This window comes from Evansella sp. AB-P1, assembly GCF_029688925.1.
In the GTDB taxonomy this organism is placed as follows: Bacteria; Bacillota; Bacilli; order Bacillales; family Salisediminibacteriaceae; genus Evansella.
Map to the genome: position 1 here is coordinate 102,662 of NZ_JARUKY010000010.1, position 15,565 is coordinate 118,226.

Consider the following 15,565-nt stretch of genomic DNA (forward strand, 5'->3'; position numbering starts at 1 on the left):
TAATATAAATAAGATTCATATAATTGTTACTTTAAATTACCTCATACTAGCCTATTATATAGGGTTATGAAGAAGAAATATAATACTTTATTTATATAATTTATCCGTGCTTTTTTATTTGTCCGTGTCCAATACTTAATTGATTATTATATTTAACAAATGTTCACCATCTTTTCTGTTATAATAAAGCTTTGTTATAATAATGATTAATGTCCTACATTTTGGAGGTATATTATGTCTTTTGATGGAATTGTTACCCGTTCAGTAACATATGATTTACAGCAAAAGCTCCTATCTGGAAGAATTGTTAAAATACATCAACCTTATAAAACAGAGCTAGTGATTACAATAAGAACTCGCGGAAAAAATTATACACTCTTTCTTTCAGCAAATCCGTCGTTTTCACGGTTTCATTTGACAAATGAAAAATACGCAAACCCTCAAGAACCGCCTATGTTCTGTATGCTATTACGAAAGCATTTGGAAGGAAGTATTCTTGAAAATATTGAACAAAAAGGACTTGAAAGAATCGTTACATTTTCATTTAAGGGAAAAAACGAATTAGGAGATGTCTCTTATAAAACATTAATCATTGAATTAATGGGAAGACACAGTAATATTTTATTTATCAATCAAGATGATAATAAAATTATTGATAGCATAAAGCATATCCCTCCGTCACTTTCAAGTTATCGTACTGTTTTACCAGGACAATTATATAAAGATCCACCATACTTAGACAAACTTAATCCATTAGAAGTGTCAGAGGATGAACTTTTAAAAAAGCTAAATTTTAATGAAGGTAAAATGGAAAAGCAAATATTAAATACATTTAGTGGTTTATCCCCACAAATAATAGAAGAAATTTTGAAAAAGGAAAAGTTCGCTAATCGAGACACGTTACCAAATGCTTTTCTTGAAACCCTTGCCCCTGTTAAAGAACATCGGTATGAACCACAAATGATTAGTAATGGGTCAGAGACTTTTTCAGTTATTGATTTATCTCATAAAAAGGGAGATAGGACTATATTTAATTCGGTTCACGAAATGCTAGATCGATTTTTCTACGGAAAAGCTGAAAGAGATCGAGTTAAACAGCAAGCTCAAGATCTTGAAAAGTTCCTACGGAATGAATACAACAAAAATAAGAAAAAAATAAAAAAACTAGAAAAAACATTAACAGACGCGGATAAAGCTCAAAAGCAGCAAAGATTTGGTGAATTATTAACAGCACATATGCACGAAGTAAAAGAAGGAGATGAATATGTAACCGTAACTGATTATTACGATCCAGAACAGAATACAGTTCAAATACCATTGGATCCTAGAAAATCACCTTCTGACAATGCTCAGTTATATTTCAAACGGTATCATAAGCTTAAAAATTCTGTAAAAGTGGTTACGGAACAAATCGAAAAAACAAAAGAAGAATTAATGTATCTAGATCAAGTAATTCAACAAGTGGAAAATGCTTCTCCAAAAGATATAGAAGATATTCGAGAAGAGCTTGCAGAGGAAGGTTATATAAAGCGACGTATACAAAAAAAGCAAAAGAAAAAACAGGATAAACCAGTATTAGATCAATATATATCATCAGAAGGCATCGATATATTAGTTGGAAAAAACAATAAACAGAATGAGTACTTAACGAATCGATTTGCTAGGCAAAATGATACTTGGTTGCATACGAAGGATATTCCAGGTTCTCACGTCGTTATTCGTAGCGAAGAGTTTAACGAAGTTACGTTAGTAGAGGCTGCAAAGTTAGCTGCTTATTTCAGTAAAAGTCGACATTCAAGCCAAGTCCCTGTAGACTATACACTTATTCGCCACGTAAAAAAACCAAGTGGTTCAAAGCCAGGGTATGTTACTTATGACCAACAAAATACATTGTTCGTTACACCAAGCGAGGATTTAGTCCTTACATTGAGAAAAAAGTAATAACCAATATGGTTTTACACTATATTGTTCCTGTGCGAAAAAACAAAAAGAAAACCTCTCCAATACCTTCGAACGGTAGGTATTCTGGAGAGGTTTTTTCTCATGTCACTTTCTCACTTTCGTCAAGGGCCCCTAACGGTTAGCCTACATCTAACACTTTAAATTGTGCTTTTACTAACTTGTAGTACTCTCCCTTTTCCTTCATTAATTCATCATGATTACCTTGTTCTAATATATTTCCATGTTCTAAGACGATAATATTATCAGCTTCACGTATCGTTGAAAGACGATGGGCAATCATGATGGCTGTACGTCCTTTCAATAGCTTCTTTAACGCTTCTTGGATTACTTGCTCTGTTTCTGTATCTATGGATGCTGTAGCTTCATCTAGTATTAAAATCTTTGGATCTGCTAACAACGCCCTAGCAAAAGATAATAACTGTCGTTCCCCAACTGAAAGAATATTACCCCGTTCTTCCACTTCCGTTTCATATCCATTTTTCAATTGAGATATAAACTTATCTGCTCCAACCATTCGAGCTGCTTCTTTTACCTCTTCATCTGTAGCACTTGGCCTCCCAAAACGTATGTTATCCATAATCGTACCTGAGAATATAAAAGTGTCCTGTAAAACAATACTCACTTTTTCTCTTAAACTATCAAGCGTAATATCACGTAGATCATTACCATCTATTGTTACTTTCCCTTTTGTAGGATCATAGAAGCGTGTAATCAAGTTAACAATAGTCGTTTTTCCGCTACCAGTATGCCCAACTAGAGCAACTGTTTGACCTGCATGCATCGTTAAATCAATGCCTTTTAGTGCTTTTCGGTCTTCATCGTAAGCAAATTCTACATTTTCAAATACAATTTCACCATTTATATCCTTTAGTTTCTTAGCTTTAGGTTTTTCTGGAACAGAAGGACGTTCATCAAGGAATTCAAAAATTCTTTCAGATGAAGCCATTCCTACTAAAAGCTGATTATACACTTGGCCTAATCTTGAAATTGGCTCCCAAAACATCCCTATAAAAATAGCGAAGGTTAGGAAATCCCCGATAGATATTGACTCTGCTTGAATTAAAAATACCCCATACCATAACAGAATTGCTGTTCCTACCGCACCACTCATTTCAACAAACGGTCGAAAAATAGCATTTTTTTGTGTTGCATTTCTCCAAGCTTCATAATTTTCTTGATTCATCTTTCTAAAGAAACCAATATTTTCATTTTCTTGTGTGTATGATTGCGTGACACGAATCCCTTGAATACTTTCATTCAAATGGGAATTGATCATCGACTGTTTTATCCTAACATCCTGCCAAGATCTACGAATTTTACGTCTTAGTTTCGTTGATATTAAAAACATAATTGGTAGGATAATCATTATTGCTAGTGTTAGTTCAGGACTAATCATAAACAATAAGAAGATGATACCAAATAGCATAATGACATCCATTAATAGATTTATAACACCATTTGTAAATAAATCTTGTAATGAGTTAACATCATTTGTAACCCTAACAAGAATCGACCCTGCTGAACGTTGATCAAAAAAGCGATGAGACAACCGTTGTATGTGATCAAAAAGTGCTTTTCTCAAATCAAAAATTACGTGTTGACCTACCTTATTCATATAATAAATTCTAATAGCATTTCCGATCCACTGAATAAGGTACATTACAACTAATACACCAACAATAATCCATAAAAAGTTGAGATCCCCTTCTTCTATAATATTATCAAGAGCGTAACTACCAATCATTATAGGTGCAAGAAGGCGGACAGCTGTTGCTAAGATCATCCCTAATATTGCTAATGGGAGCAGCTTTTTAGCATATGGCTTCATATAGCCAAATAGCCTAGTCATTTGTTTCCAGTTGAAAGGTTTTTCAATCGCATTATCATTAGAATAATGAAATCTTTTCAATGTTCGATCTTCTACACTCTCTTTTGTCTGTTCTTTTTCTGGCAAGCTGTTCACCCCCTTATTTCATTTCCTGTAGAAACATATTTCTATCTTTAAATTGAATATCGTAAATACTGCGGTATTGCCCTGCATTATTTAGAAGATCCTCGTGTGTACCTCTTTCTACAATTTCCCCATTGTCTAAAACAATAATTTCATCGGCATGCATTAGAGATGAGATGCGGTGTGCAATGATAAAAGTTGTTCTACCTTTCATAACTTCATTAAATGCAGCTTGTATTTTGGCTTCAGTTTCCATATCTACAGCACTAGTAGCATCATCTAATATGAGTATACTAGGATCGATACAAATCGATCTTGCAATAGCAATTCGCTGCTTTTGTCCACCAGAGAGTCCCATACCTCTTTCTCCTAAAATAGTATCGTACCCATTTGGTAATTCCATGATAAAATCATGGGCCTGTGCTCTTTTAGCAGCATCAATAATTCGTTCCATAGAAGCTTCGGGTGATCCATATGAAATATTATCTTTAATCGAAGATGAGAACAGAAATGATTCTTGTAAAACAACGCCTATATTATGTCGGACAGACTTTAATGAATAATCCTTTAATGGATGTCCATCAATTAGTATTTCTCCTCGACTCGGTTCATAAAAACGAGAAATAAGCTGGGTAATTGATGTTTTACCTGATCCTGTTGCTCCAATTAAACCAATAGTTTTACCTGGTGGTGCATCAAAAGTAATATTTTTTAGGGCTAATTCTTCTTCCGTATCATAGCGATGAGTAACGTTGTTAAATTCCACATGACCAGCTAGTCTATCTACCTCTATAACACCCGTTTCATCAAAGATATCCTCATTCTCATCTAACACTTGTAATAAACGTTCTCCTGATGCTTTGGATTGGGAAAACATATTAACAATAAATCCTAAATTCATAAGGGGACCAATGATGTACCAAATTAAACTTACAAATAGACCAAGGACCCCTGGAGTTAACTGACCGTCAATGACAAGCCAACCACCGTATCCTAATAACATAACGACACAAATATTACCGATAAGCTCCATAACCGGGAAAAATTTAGCCCAAATTCTCGATGTATAAATGAATTTATCTTTATAATCATTATTTTTGTCATCAAAACGACCAATTTCAAACTCTTCTTTTGAAAGAGATTTAACCGTGTTCATTCCACTAATGTTTTCTTGCACTTTCGTATTCATATTAGCAAGTGACTTTCTAATACTTCTAAATGCGGGATGAACCTTTTTATCAAAGCGATAAACTGTCACTATTAAGAACGGCATTGCTGCCAAAGTAAATAAAGCAAGTCTAGGACTATAGTAAATCATGATACCCATACTCATCGTTACAAGAAGGGTTAAGTTAATCAATTGTGCGAATCCATTGGACAAAAAGAAACGGAATCCCTCTACGTCTGCAGTTAAGCGTGACATAAGGTCCCCCGTTCGTGCGTTATCGTAATACCTGAATGGTAAAAACTGCAATTTACGATAAAGGGCATTACGTAATTTGTAAACGGATTGAATGCCAAATAGTTCACCTAAATATTGATGAAAATAAACAGCGACTCCTTTTAAAGCAGTAATTACTAAAAATCCGATTGCGACGTAAGGAACGAGATAATAGTTTTGATCTAATACGATATAATCAATTGTCACTTGTAAAATAATTGGATACACAAGTGTAAAAGCTGTTACAAGAAGTAACATAAAAATTGAAATGAAAAAATATCGTTTATATGGCAAATAAAACTCCCTTAAACGTTTAAATGTATTCAATCGGTTCACCTCCTAAAATTTAACGACTGAATGGCGCTTGTGCTTAAAGTTAGAAACATTTTGATAATTAACCTTACAATCTTTTTTGGGTAACATTAATAATATATCGGTTTCCGAAATATTTTTCTATCACCTATATATACGTTATAAAGTCATTTAACCCTATATTGTAGTATTTATTACAGTTTTCCTTATTGATTACCAGAATTCCTCTACTTTTCATCGTTTTAAGGAATATTGACTTTGAATATAATAAAAAACCCTGATTTATACAGGGTTTTAACAGATTAATTTTATAAAAATTTTTTATTTCTTTTCATCCTACAATCTCTTATATAGATGATTGCTTCCATTTTTTAGGATCTTCTCTCCACGTTTGTAGTAGCGGAAGATCATTATCATTAATTTTTCCCATTTTTAAAGCTTCGTGAAGTAGAGCAGAATAAGATGTTAATGTCATAAATGGTAATTTCTCCTTTGAGAAGGCTGTTTGTGCTTGATCTAATTCATACGTAAAGATCGCACACACACCTAATACGTCTCCTCCAGCATCCCTCACTGCATTTGCAGCTTGAATAGAGGAGCCACCAGTAGAAATTAAATCTTCAATAACAACAACCTTTTTTCCTTTTTCTAATACTCCTTCAATCATATTCTCTTTTCCATGACCCTTTGCTTTTGAACGAATATAAACCATAGGTAATGATAAACGATCAGCAATCCATGCTGCGTGAGGAATACCAGCGGTAGCTGTACCTGCTATTACTTCAACTTCTTGAAACTTTTCTTTAATAGTATCCACAAATTGATCAATGATTTCCTTTCTTACTTCTGGAAATGACATCGTTAAACGGTTATCACAATAAATTGGAGACTTTAATCCAGAACTCCATGTAAAGGGGTCATGTGGTCGTAGAGATACTGCCCCAATTTCTAATAAGGATGTTGCAATCGTTGCCCCGTTCATTAATTTTGCCTCCATTCATTCTCGTATTGTTTATATGCTAAAAAAGGATCCACTGCTCTAGTAATCCCTCTACCTACAACAATGGCATTTGCTCCGTATTCTCCGGCTAACTTTGGAGTAACGACCCTATGTTGATCGTCTGCTGCATCTTCACTTCTTCTAATTCCTGGTGTAACCGTGTAAAAACTAGTACCAAGTTCACTACGAATCATTTTAACTTCTTGTGCTGAACAAACAACGCCATCTAGTCCTGCTTTTTTCACTTGATGACAAAGATGTAGAACGTGGTCATTTATAGTTGACTTAATATATAATTCATTATGCAGTACTTCTTCAGACGTACTTGTTAATTGAGTAACAGCAATACATTTAGGTAGTTCTTTATTGGAAGGAGTTCCAGCATACAGCCCTTCTTTAGCTGCCTTCATCATTTCCACACCACCCATAGCATGAACGTTTACAATATCCACTTCAAGAGAAGCTAGCTGTTGCATGGCGCGATTGACTGTTGTTGGAATATCATGTAACTTTAAATCTAAAAATATACGGTGTCCCTGAGATTTCAAATCATGAACTAATGAAGCACCTTCTTTATAGAAAAGCTCCATCCCTACTTTGAGGAATAGGTTTTGATTTTCGAAAGGTAATAAAAACTGCTTTACTTCTTCACGATTAGGAAAATCTAAAGCTACAATTATAGGTTGTTGCATAATGAACTCCTCCCTACAATGGAGCTTAACTTGTCGATTCCCAATTCATCCATTCTTTCCTCTAGTTGATCAATTAATGTTGGACAAACAAAAGGATCAATAAAATTTGCTGTTCCAACAGCAACTGCACTGGCTCCAGCCATCATAAATTCTAGAATATCGTCTACTTCATAGATTCCACCCATACCTATAATTGGAATATCCACTTGTTGACTTACGTCATGAATCATTCTAATAGCCACAGGTTTTATAGCGGCACCTGATAAACCTCCAGTTCGATTTGCTAAAATAGGTTGTCCAGTTTTTAAGTCAATTCTCATTCCTAATAAGGTGTTAATCATGCTTAAACCATCAGCACCAGCCTGCTCCACGGCTTTCGCTATCTCTACTATGTCTGTCACATTAGGTGAAAGCTTTACATAGACAGGTACTTCAGAAACGGTTTTTACTTTTTCCGTCAAATGGGCTGCTGTTGACGCATCAGTTCCAAATGTAATGCCCCCTTCTTTTACATTAGGGCAAGAAATGTTTAATTCTATGGCGTTTACATTACTAACTTTAGAAATTTCTTTTGCCACTTCCATATAGTCTTCTACTTGATATCCAGCAATGTTTACGACAATAGGAGTATCGTACTTTTCTAGCCAAGGAAGTTCATGCTCTAAAACATGTTCTAACCCTGGATTTTGTAGTCCAATTGCGTTAAGCATTCCACCTGGAGTTTCCGCTACTCTAGGTGTTGGATTCCCCCTTCTTTCTTCCACTGTAACTGCCTTTACACAAATAGCCCCTAACCGATTTAGGTCATATAGCTTTCCGTACTCCTGGCCAAAAGCAAAACATCCAGAAGCAGGCATAACAGGGTTTTTCATTGTTAAACCTGGGAGATTTACTGCAATTCTACTCATAAGATCACCTCTCCCGCTAAAAATACAGGTCCATCACTACAAATTTTGGCATAGCCCTTCCCTGTCTCTTCGTTCGGCTTTGTTAAATCACAGACACATGCTAAACAAGCACCGACTCCACAACCCATTCTTTCCTCTAATGAAATATATCCTGGTGACTGTGCAGTTATTTCTACAGCTCTAAGCATTGGCTTCGGTCCACATGTATAATATACATCGTAGCTAGTCAAGGATTTCAATGCGTCTGTTACATAGCCCTTCATTCCCTTCGAGCCATCTTCTGTAGTAACGATAACTTGTCCAAGTTCATTAAATTCCTCTTCAAGGAAGATATCCTTTTCTGTTCGAAAGCCGAGGATCGTAATTACATTTGCACCAGTAGCAACAAGTTTTTTTGCTAAGTAGTAGAGTGGGGGAATACCCACTCCACCTCCTATTAATACGCACGTACTATTTTTCTTAGCAACTTCTACAGGAAAGCCTTGTCCCAATGGCCCCAATATATTTATTTCATCCCCTACGAGCTTTTCCGAAAGAAGCTTTGTTCCTTTTCCTTCCTGTCGATAAATCATCGTAAGTTCTTCATTTTCTAAATCAACATCACAAATACTAATGGGTCTTCGTAACGTTGGATCAATTCCTGTACCAACACGAATGTTCACAAATTGACCTGGGTCTCTTAACTCTCGAGCTAACGGTCCATTTAATACAATTCGGTATATTTTGGGTGCAACCTCCGTTTGGGCCGTTATCGTCATATTTTCCATTTTCATACGAATGACCCCTTTTTCATCAACGTTTCCTGACCCATTGCTTCTGCTGAGAAAGTAATCATTTCCATTACTCGAAGTAAAGCTTCTGCTGTATCCATGGACGTTAAACAAACAACACCATGTTCAACAGCTTCCCGACGAATTCTGAAACCATCTCTAGCTACTTGTTTTCCTTTGGTTAAAGTATTGATTATATATTGTACCTGTCCACCTTCAATAACATCGAGCATGTCAGGTGACGGACCACCAATTTTAGATACTGTTGTAACTGGAATATTTTCTTCCATAATCGTTTTTGCTGTTCCCTCTGTAGCTAATAAATGATAACCAATTCGGTGGAAGCGTTTTGCTAATTGCATTGCTTCATCCTTATCCTTATCTGCAATTGTGAACAGTACGGAACCATGTGTAGGAATCTTCATTCCAGAAGCAATTAAACCTTTATATAGTGCCTTTTCTAAAGTATAATCACGCCCCATAACTTCACCAGTGGATTTCATTTCTGGCCCTAATGTGATATCAACGCTTCGTAATTTAGCAAATGAGAATACAGGAACCTTTACAGAAACTAGCTCAGGCTCTGGTAAGCAACCTGTTTCGAATCCTTGACTTGTTAAGCTATTTCCTAAAATTGCTTTCGTAGCAATATTTGCCATGTTAACACCAGTAATTTTACTTAAAAATGGTACTGTTCTACTTGATCTTGGGTTTACTTCTAATACATAAATTTCATTACGGTGGATAACAAACTGAATATTTAACAATCCGATGATATTAAAGCCCCGTGCTAATCGAATTGTATAATCAATTAACTGCTTCTTAAGACTATTGCTTACGTTTTGTGATGGATAGACAGCTATCGAATCACCTGAGTGGACTCCAGCTCGTTCAATATGCTCCATAATACCTGGAATAACTACAGTTTCTCCATCAGAAATAGCATCTACTTCAATTTCTTTACCCGTTAAGTAACGATCGATTAATACAGGATGCTTTTCGTTTACTTTTACCGCACGATCCATGTATTTCAACAGGTCTTGTTCATTATAAACAATCTCCATGGCACGCCCCCCAAGTACGTAGGATGGACGTACGAGGACTGGATATCCAATACTATTAGCAATATCTACTGCTTCCTTCACTGAAGTAGCTGTTTTCCCTTCAGGTTGTGGAATATCTAGCTCCATTAAGGTATGTTCAAATTTATCACGATTTTCTGCTCTGTCCATATTTTCTAAAGAGGTTCCGAGAAGCTTCACACCTCTTTCCTCTAAATCAGATGCTAGGTTTAATGCTGTCTGACCTCCAAACTGTACAATTACTCCGATTGGATTTTCTTGATTAATAACGTGCATGACGTCTTCTACCGTTAAAGGTTCAAAGTATAATTTATCAGAAATTTGGAAATCCGTTGATACTGTTTCAGGATTATTATTGATAATAATTGCCTCATAACCTGCCTCTTGTATCGCTTTTACTGTGTGAACGGTAGCATAGTCAAATTCAATCCCTTGTCCAATTCGTATAGGACCAGAGCCTAATACAACTACTGATTCTTTAGCAGTAAGCTTCGATTCATTTTCATCTTCGTATGTTCCATAATAGTATGGTGTTTCAGATGCAAATTCTGCAGCACACGTATCCACCATTTTATATACAGGATAAATATTATGTTTTTCTCTAAAGGCCTCTACCTCTTGAACAGTACTTTTTAGTAAAGATGCTATTTCATTATCAGAAAAACCAAGTGCTTTTGCATCTCTGACAGATTCTTCGTCCCAACCACTATTTACAAGATCATTTTCCATTACAATAATTCGTTTTATTTGATACAAGAAATAACGATCAATTTTTGTCATATCAAAAAGCTCTTCGATATCATATCCTAAACGGAATGCCTCTGCTACAAGAATAAGGCGTTCATCGTCTGCTTCTATTAACCGTTTTCTTAATTCTTCATGAGAAATATCAAGTTTTTTACTGAAACGAATGTGATTTAAATCCACTTCTGTAGAACGAATAGCTTTTAATAAGGATTCTGGTAAATTCCTCCCAATTGCCATTACTTCTCCAGTTGCCTTCATTTGGGTTCCTAGCTTTCGGTTAGCCGAATCAAATTTATCAAATGGCCATCTTGGTATTTTTGTTACAACATAATCTAAGGCTGGCTCAAAGCTAGCGTATGTTGTTTCTGTAATTGGATTTTTACATTCGTCTAAATGATAACCTACAGCAATTTTGGCAGATAGTTTTGCAATTGGATAGCCTGTCGCTTTAGATGCTAATGCTGATGAACGACTAACACGAGGATTTACCTCGATAATGTAATAATTTTCACTATATGGATCTAAGGCACATTGGACATTACATCCACCTTCAATTCCTAAAGCACGAATTATTTTTAAAGAAGAATTACGTAAAATTTGATATTCCCTATCTGTCAACGTTTGACTTGGTGCCACAACGATAGAGTCTCCTGTGTGAATACCAACTGGATCGATGTTTTCCATATTACAAACAACGATTGCTTGATCATTCGCATCACGCATAACTTCGTATTCTACTTCTTTAAATCCTGCGATACTTTTTTCGATTAAGCATTGATTAACTGGACTTTGATGTAATCCACCTGTAACAATCTCTCTAAGCTGTTCCTCATTGTATACAAGTCCACCGCCGCTACCACCTAACGTATAAGCAGGTCTAACGATTACTGGATAACCAATTTCCTCCACAAACTTTAATGCCCCTTCTAACGTTTGAACAATGTCACTCGGTGGCACAGGTTCGTTTAAGTCATTCATTAATGTTCGAAATAGCTCTCGATCCTCTGCCTTTTGAATAGCGTCCAGATCTGTTCCTAATAGTTCAACCCCATATTCATCAAGAATTCCTGATTCTGATAGCTCTACAGCTAAATTCAATCCAGTTTGTCCACCTAATGTTGCTAAAATCCCATCAGGTTGCTCCTGACGAATAATTCTGCTTACAAAATCTAAAGTAAGAGGTTCAATGTATACTCGATCTGCTACTGACTCGTCTGTCATAATTGTGGCAGGGTTAGAGTTAATCAAAATTACCTCATAGCCTTCCTCCATAAGAGATTGACACGCTTGTGTTCCTGCATAGTCAAACTCTGCTGCTTGTCCGATAATTATTGGACCAGATCCAATAACGAGAATTTTTTTGATATCCGTTCGTTTAGGCATGTGTAAACCCCTTTCTAGCTGCTTCTAGCATCTCACGAAATTCTTTAAATAAATTTTGCGCATCCTCAGGTCCTGGCGATGCTTCTGGGTGGTATTGTACACTAAAGGCAAGTTCTTCTTTATGTCGAATTCCTTCAATAGAACCATCATTTACATTAACATGGGTCACTTCTAAATTCGTTTCAGCAATGCTATCAGCGTGAACCGTATAGCCATGATTTTGTGCAGTGATAGCAATTTGCCCAGTCCGTAAATCTTTTACTGGGTGGTTACTTCCCCGATGACCGAATTTCATTTTCACAGTTTCTGCTCCACATGCAAGAGCAAGAAGTTGATGTCCTAAACAAATACCAAAAATCGGTACCTCACCTATTAACGCCTTTACAGTTTCAATACACTCTGGCACATCCTTAGGATCACCAGGTCCATTACTTAAAACGATTCCATCAGGCTGAAAAAGTCTAATTTCATCTGCAGTTGTATTGTGAGGAACAACCATCACTTCATAACCCTCTGCAACAAGATTTTTCACAATCCCTTTTTTCACACCATAATCAATTAATACAACCCTTTCTTTTGTACCTGGGTTTACAAAACGTGTTTTCGTTGAAACTCTTGAAACCTGGTCTGTTGGAAACGGAATCTCTTTCAAATGACTTACTACTTCATCAACATTTACTTCTGATGAACAAATTCGTCCTTTTAACGTTCCATTTTCACGTATCATTCTTGTTAATTTTCTTGTATCAATACCTTCAATTCCTGGAATATCAAAGTGCTTTAACCATTCATCTAAAGAAAGTTTTGAACGGAAATGGCTAGGGTATGCAGAAGCTTCTTTCACAATTAGGCCATGAATATTTGGAATAATACTTTCAAAATCATCCCTATTGATACCATAATTACCAATTAAAGGATACGTCATTGTTACTATTTGTCCACAATATGATGGATCAGACATAACTTCTTGGTATCCAGTCATTCCTGTATTAAAAACTACCTCTCCATCTCGTTCCCGTTCACTTCCAATTCCTTTCCCAACAAAAACTTCACCATTTTCTAGTACTAGTAGTCGTTTCATTACATGACCTCCTCATTTTTCCACGCAGTTTTACCAGATGCTACTGTATAAACAGGCCAACCTGTAAGTTTTTCATCGCCAAATGGCGTGTTTTTTCCTTTTGAAACAAATGATTCAACATCAACTGTTGCTTCCATGTTTAAATCTATGATTGTAAAATCTCCATACCCTCCTACTTCTAAGCGACCATAAGGAAGGTCAAATGTTTTGGCTGGCTTTATTGTCATCCATTCAACCAATTCGTGTAATGATATAATTCCTTTTTGTACGAAATGTGTATATAGGAGTGGAAAAGCGATCTCTAAACCTACAATCCCAAATGGTGCTTCTTCTATTGAAAGCTCTTTTTCCTCTTTTGTATGTGGTGCATGATCAGTTGCTATGAAATCCAAAGTTCCATCTAAAAGTCCTTCAATTAACGCTTTTCTATCTTCAGGACCTCGTAATGGTGGATTCATTTTATAATTTGTATCAACACCTGGAATATCTTCATCACATAAAATCAAGTGATGAGGAGAAACTTCTGCTGTAACATGGATTCCAGCCCGTTTTGCATCACGGATAACACGAACAGATTCCTTTGTACTCACATGACATACATGGTAGTGGGCACCAGCAGTTTCTGCTAGAAGAACATCCCTTGCAATATGTACAGATTCTGAAGCTGATAAAATCCCAGGTACACCAGACTTCTTTGAAAATTCTCCAGCATGTACAGCGCCACCATATAGTAAGCTATTATCTTCACAATGAGCCACAATAGCTTTATTTACACTTGCTGCTACCAACATTGCTTCATACATTTTCCCTGCCTCTTGCACACCTACACCATCGTCTGTAAAAGCGAATGCACCTAGATTTGCTAACTCCTCTATATTCGTTAAATTTTTCCCTGCTTGTCTTTCTGTTATTGATGCGTAGGGTAAGACGCGAACATAGCCTCTTTCTTTCATGGCAGTAGCAATGGAAAGATAATTTTCTGCAGTGTCTGGTACAGGGCGAGTATTTGGCATTGCAGCAATTGTTGTATAACCACCTTTAGCTGCTGCCAAGGTTCCAGTCTCAATTGTTTCTTTCTTTTCTCCACCTGGTTCACGTAAATGAACATGTAAATCAACAAACCCTGGCGTTACAAGAAGCCCTTTCATATCTATTACTTCATGAAATGAGCTTTCATCCTCTACGGGAGTAGAATACAAAGCTTCAATTTTACCTGTCTCCACATTCACATTTATAGAAATTGGTTGTTTTTTTCCTGTTTTATTAAAAGTCCATCCATTTTTATATAACACGTTCATATTTTTTTACCTCCAATAAGTTTAATACATACGCTAGTATAGCTTTTCTTACGAGTACACCATTTTTCATTTGCTTAAATATTCTTGATCGATCACATTCCACAAGTTCACTTGCAATTTCCACATCCCGATTAACTGGAGCAGGATGAAGAATCACTGCATTCTTTTTCATCAATTTTTCTCTACCTACTGTTAAACCGTATGCCTCGTGATATGCCTCCTTTGTCCAGCCTTCTGACATGTCATGACGTTCTGTCTGTATTCGAAGCATCATCATTACATCTGCTTCTTTTACTGCTTTATCCATTGATATGACATTACCTTTAGTTATCTCCCGGTCCATCCATTCTTCAGGACCTGCAAAAGATACTTTCGATCCTAGTTTTCGTAAAATATTTGCATTCGTTCTAGCAACACGACTATGACGAATGTCTCCACAAATAACAATGTGTAACCCTTGGAAAATGACAAACTCTTGTTGTATTGTTAATAAATCTAAAAGTGACTGAGAAGGGTGGTCCCCAGCCCCATCACCTGCATTTACGATAGGTATATTAATATTTTCTAGCTCTTTGTAATAGGCTTTTTCAGGATGACGAATCACGACCGCCTTTACACCAATGGACTCTAACGTTTTAACTGTATCATAAAGAGTTTCTCCCTTTTGAACACTTGAAAAGTTTGTTTCAAAGTGGAGTGAATGTAAACCTAGCTCTTTTTGAGCCATTTCAAAGCTACATTTTGTTCTAGTACTTGGTTCAAAAAACAAATTTGCAACAGTTATAGGGGGTTCACTTTGTTTTAGGGAGATTTTATCCATTTCGTTTGCCAAGGATAAAAGCTTTTCCAACTGTTCTAACGTTAAGTCTTCTAATGTTCGTAAATGCTTCATGATACCCACTCCTTAATATATTTTATGGAAGCAATAGGGCGTTATA

The 15,565-nt window shown here is 36.1% G+C and carries 11 protein-coding genes; 1 reads left to right on the forward strand and 10 read right to left on the reverse strand.

What is annotated here, in order from left to right; genetic code table 11:
- Positions 1-234: 234 nt before the first annotated feature.
- On the forward strand, positions 235-1,941 hold the full coding sequence (locus tag QA612_RS12205) for an Rqc2 family fibronectin-binding protein (RefSeq protein WP_278284094.1): 1,707 nt from the start codon (positions 235-237) through the stop codon (positions 1,939-1,941).
- A gap of 139 nt (positions 1,942-2,080) precedes the next feature.
- Here QA612_RS12205 and QA612_RS12210 read toward each other — a convergent pair whose 3' ends face one another.
- The 10 genes from QA612_RS12210 to QA612_RS12255 all read right to left on the reverse strand — a co-directional run bounded on the left by QA612_RS12210 (position 2,081) and on the right by QA612_RS12255 (position 15,519).
- Complete coding sequence (locus QA612_RS12210) at positions 2,081-3,916, reverse strand: ABC transporter ATP-binding protein (protein WP_278284095.1); 1,836 nt, start codon at positions 3,914-3,916, stop codon at positions 2,081-2,083.
- Between the two features lie 13 nt (positions 3,917-3,929).
- On the reverse strand, positions 3,930-5,681 hold the full coding sequence (locus QA612_RS12215) for an ABC transporter ATP-binding protein (protein WP_278284096.1): 1,752 nt from the start codon (positions 5,679-5,681) through the stop codon (positions 3,930-3,932).
- A 331-nt stretch (positions 5,682-6,012) separates the two neighbouring features.
- A complete protein-coding gene (gene pyrE / locus QA612_RS12220; protein WP_278284097.1) occupies positions 6,013-6,648 on the reverse strand; it encodes an orotate phosphoribosyltransferase in 636 nt (211 codons plus the stop codon).
- Positions 6,648-7,358, reverse strand: a complete 711-nt coding sequence (gene pyrF / locus QA612_RS12225; protein WP_278284098.1) for an orotidine-5'-phosphate decarboxylase — start codon at positions 7,356-7,358, stop codon at positions 6,648-6,650. Before pyrF ends, pyrE begins: the two co-directional genes overlap by 1 nt.
- A complete protein-coding gene (locus QA612_RS12230) occupies positions 7,343-8,266 on the reverse strand; it encodes a dihydroorotate dehydrogenase (RefSeq protein WP_278284099.1) in 924 nt (307 codons plus the stop codon). Before QA612_RS12230 ends, pyrF begins: the two co-directional genes overlap by 16 nt.
- Positions 8,263-9,039 carry a dihydroorotate dehydrogenase electron transfer subunit gene (locus QA612_RS12235; protein WP_278284100.1) on the reverse strand — a complete coding sequence of 259 codons (777 nt, stop codon included), beginning with the start codon at positions 9,037-9,039 and terminating at the stop codon, positions 8,263-8,265. The genes QA612_RS12230 and QA612_RS12235 overlap by 4 nt, the downstream gene beginning before the upstream one ends.
- A complete protein-coding gene (gene carB, locus QA612_RS12240; RefSeq protein WP_278284101.1) occupies positions 9,036-12,248 on the reverse strand; it encodes a carbamoyl-phosphate synthase large subunit in 3,213 nt (1,070 codons plus the stop codon). The genes QA612_RS12235 and carB overlap by 4 nt, the downstream gene beginning before the upstream one ends.
- Positions 12,241-13,329 (reverse strand): carbamoyl phosphate synthase small subunit, encoded by a 1,089-nt coding sequence (locus tag QA612_RS12245; RefSeq protein WP_278284102.1) that lies wholly within the window; start codon positions 13,327-13,329, stop codon positions 12,241-12,243. The genes carB and QA612_RS12245 overlap by 8 nt, the downstream gene beginning before the upstream one ends.
- Positions 13,329-14,627 carry a dihydroorotase gene (locus QA612_RS12250; protein WP_278284103.1) on the reverse strand — a complete coding sequence of 433 codons (1,299 nt, stop codon included), beginning with the start codon at positions 14,625-14,627 and terminating at the stop codon, positions 13,329-13,331. The genes QA612_RS12245 and QA612_RS12250 overlap by 1 nt, the downstream gene beginning before the upstream one ends.
- Positions 14,611-15,519, reverse strand: coding sequence for an aspartate carbamoyltransferase catalytic subunit (locus tag QA612_RS12255; RefSeq protein WP_278284104.1), 909 nt, complete (start codon positions 15,517-15,519; stop codon positions 14,611-14,613). The genes QA612_RS12250 and QA612_RS12255 overlap by 17 nt, the downstream gene beginning before the upstream one ends.
- Positions 15,520-15,565: the final 46 nt, after the last annotated feature.

Excerpts from the sequence above, each read along its gene's own strand:
- QA612_RS12250 (WP_278284103.1), bottom strand. The coding sequence starts at position 14,627 with ATGAACGTGTTATATAAAAATGGATGGACTTTTAATAAAACAGGAAAA.
- pyrE (WP_278284097.1), bottom strand. The coding sequence starts at position 6,648 with ATGAACGGGGCAACGATTGCAACATCCTTATTAGAAATTGGGGCAGTA.
- QA612_RS12230 (WP_278284099.1), bottom strand. The coding sequence starts at position 8,266 with ATGAGTAGAATTGCAGTAAATCTCCCAGGTTTAACAATGAAAAACCCT.
- QA612_RS12235 (WP_278284100.1), bottom strand. The coding sequence starts at position 9,039 with ATGAAAATGGAAAATATGACGATAACGGCCCAAACGGAGGTTGCACCC.
- pyrF (WP_278284098.1), bottom strand. The coding sequence starts at position 7,358 with ATGCAACAACCTATAATTGTAGCTTTAGATTTTCCTAATCGTGAAGAA.
- QA612_RS12255 (WP_278284104.1), bottom strand. The coding sequence starts at position 15,519 with ATGAAGCATTTACGAACATTAGAAGACTTAACGTTAGAACAGTTGGAA.
- QA612_RS12245 (WP_278284102.1), bottom strand. The coding sequence starts at position 13,329 with ATGAAACGACTACTAGTACTAGAAAATGGTGAAGTTTTTGTTGGGAAA.
- carB (WP_278284101.1), bottom strand. The coding sequence starts at position 12,248 with ATGCCTAAACGAACGGATATCAAAAAAATTCTCGTTATTGGATCTGGT.
- QA612_RS12205 (WP_278284094.1), top strand. The coding sequence starts at position 235 with ATGTCTTTTGATGGAATTGTTACCCGTTCAGTAACATATGATTTACAG.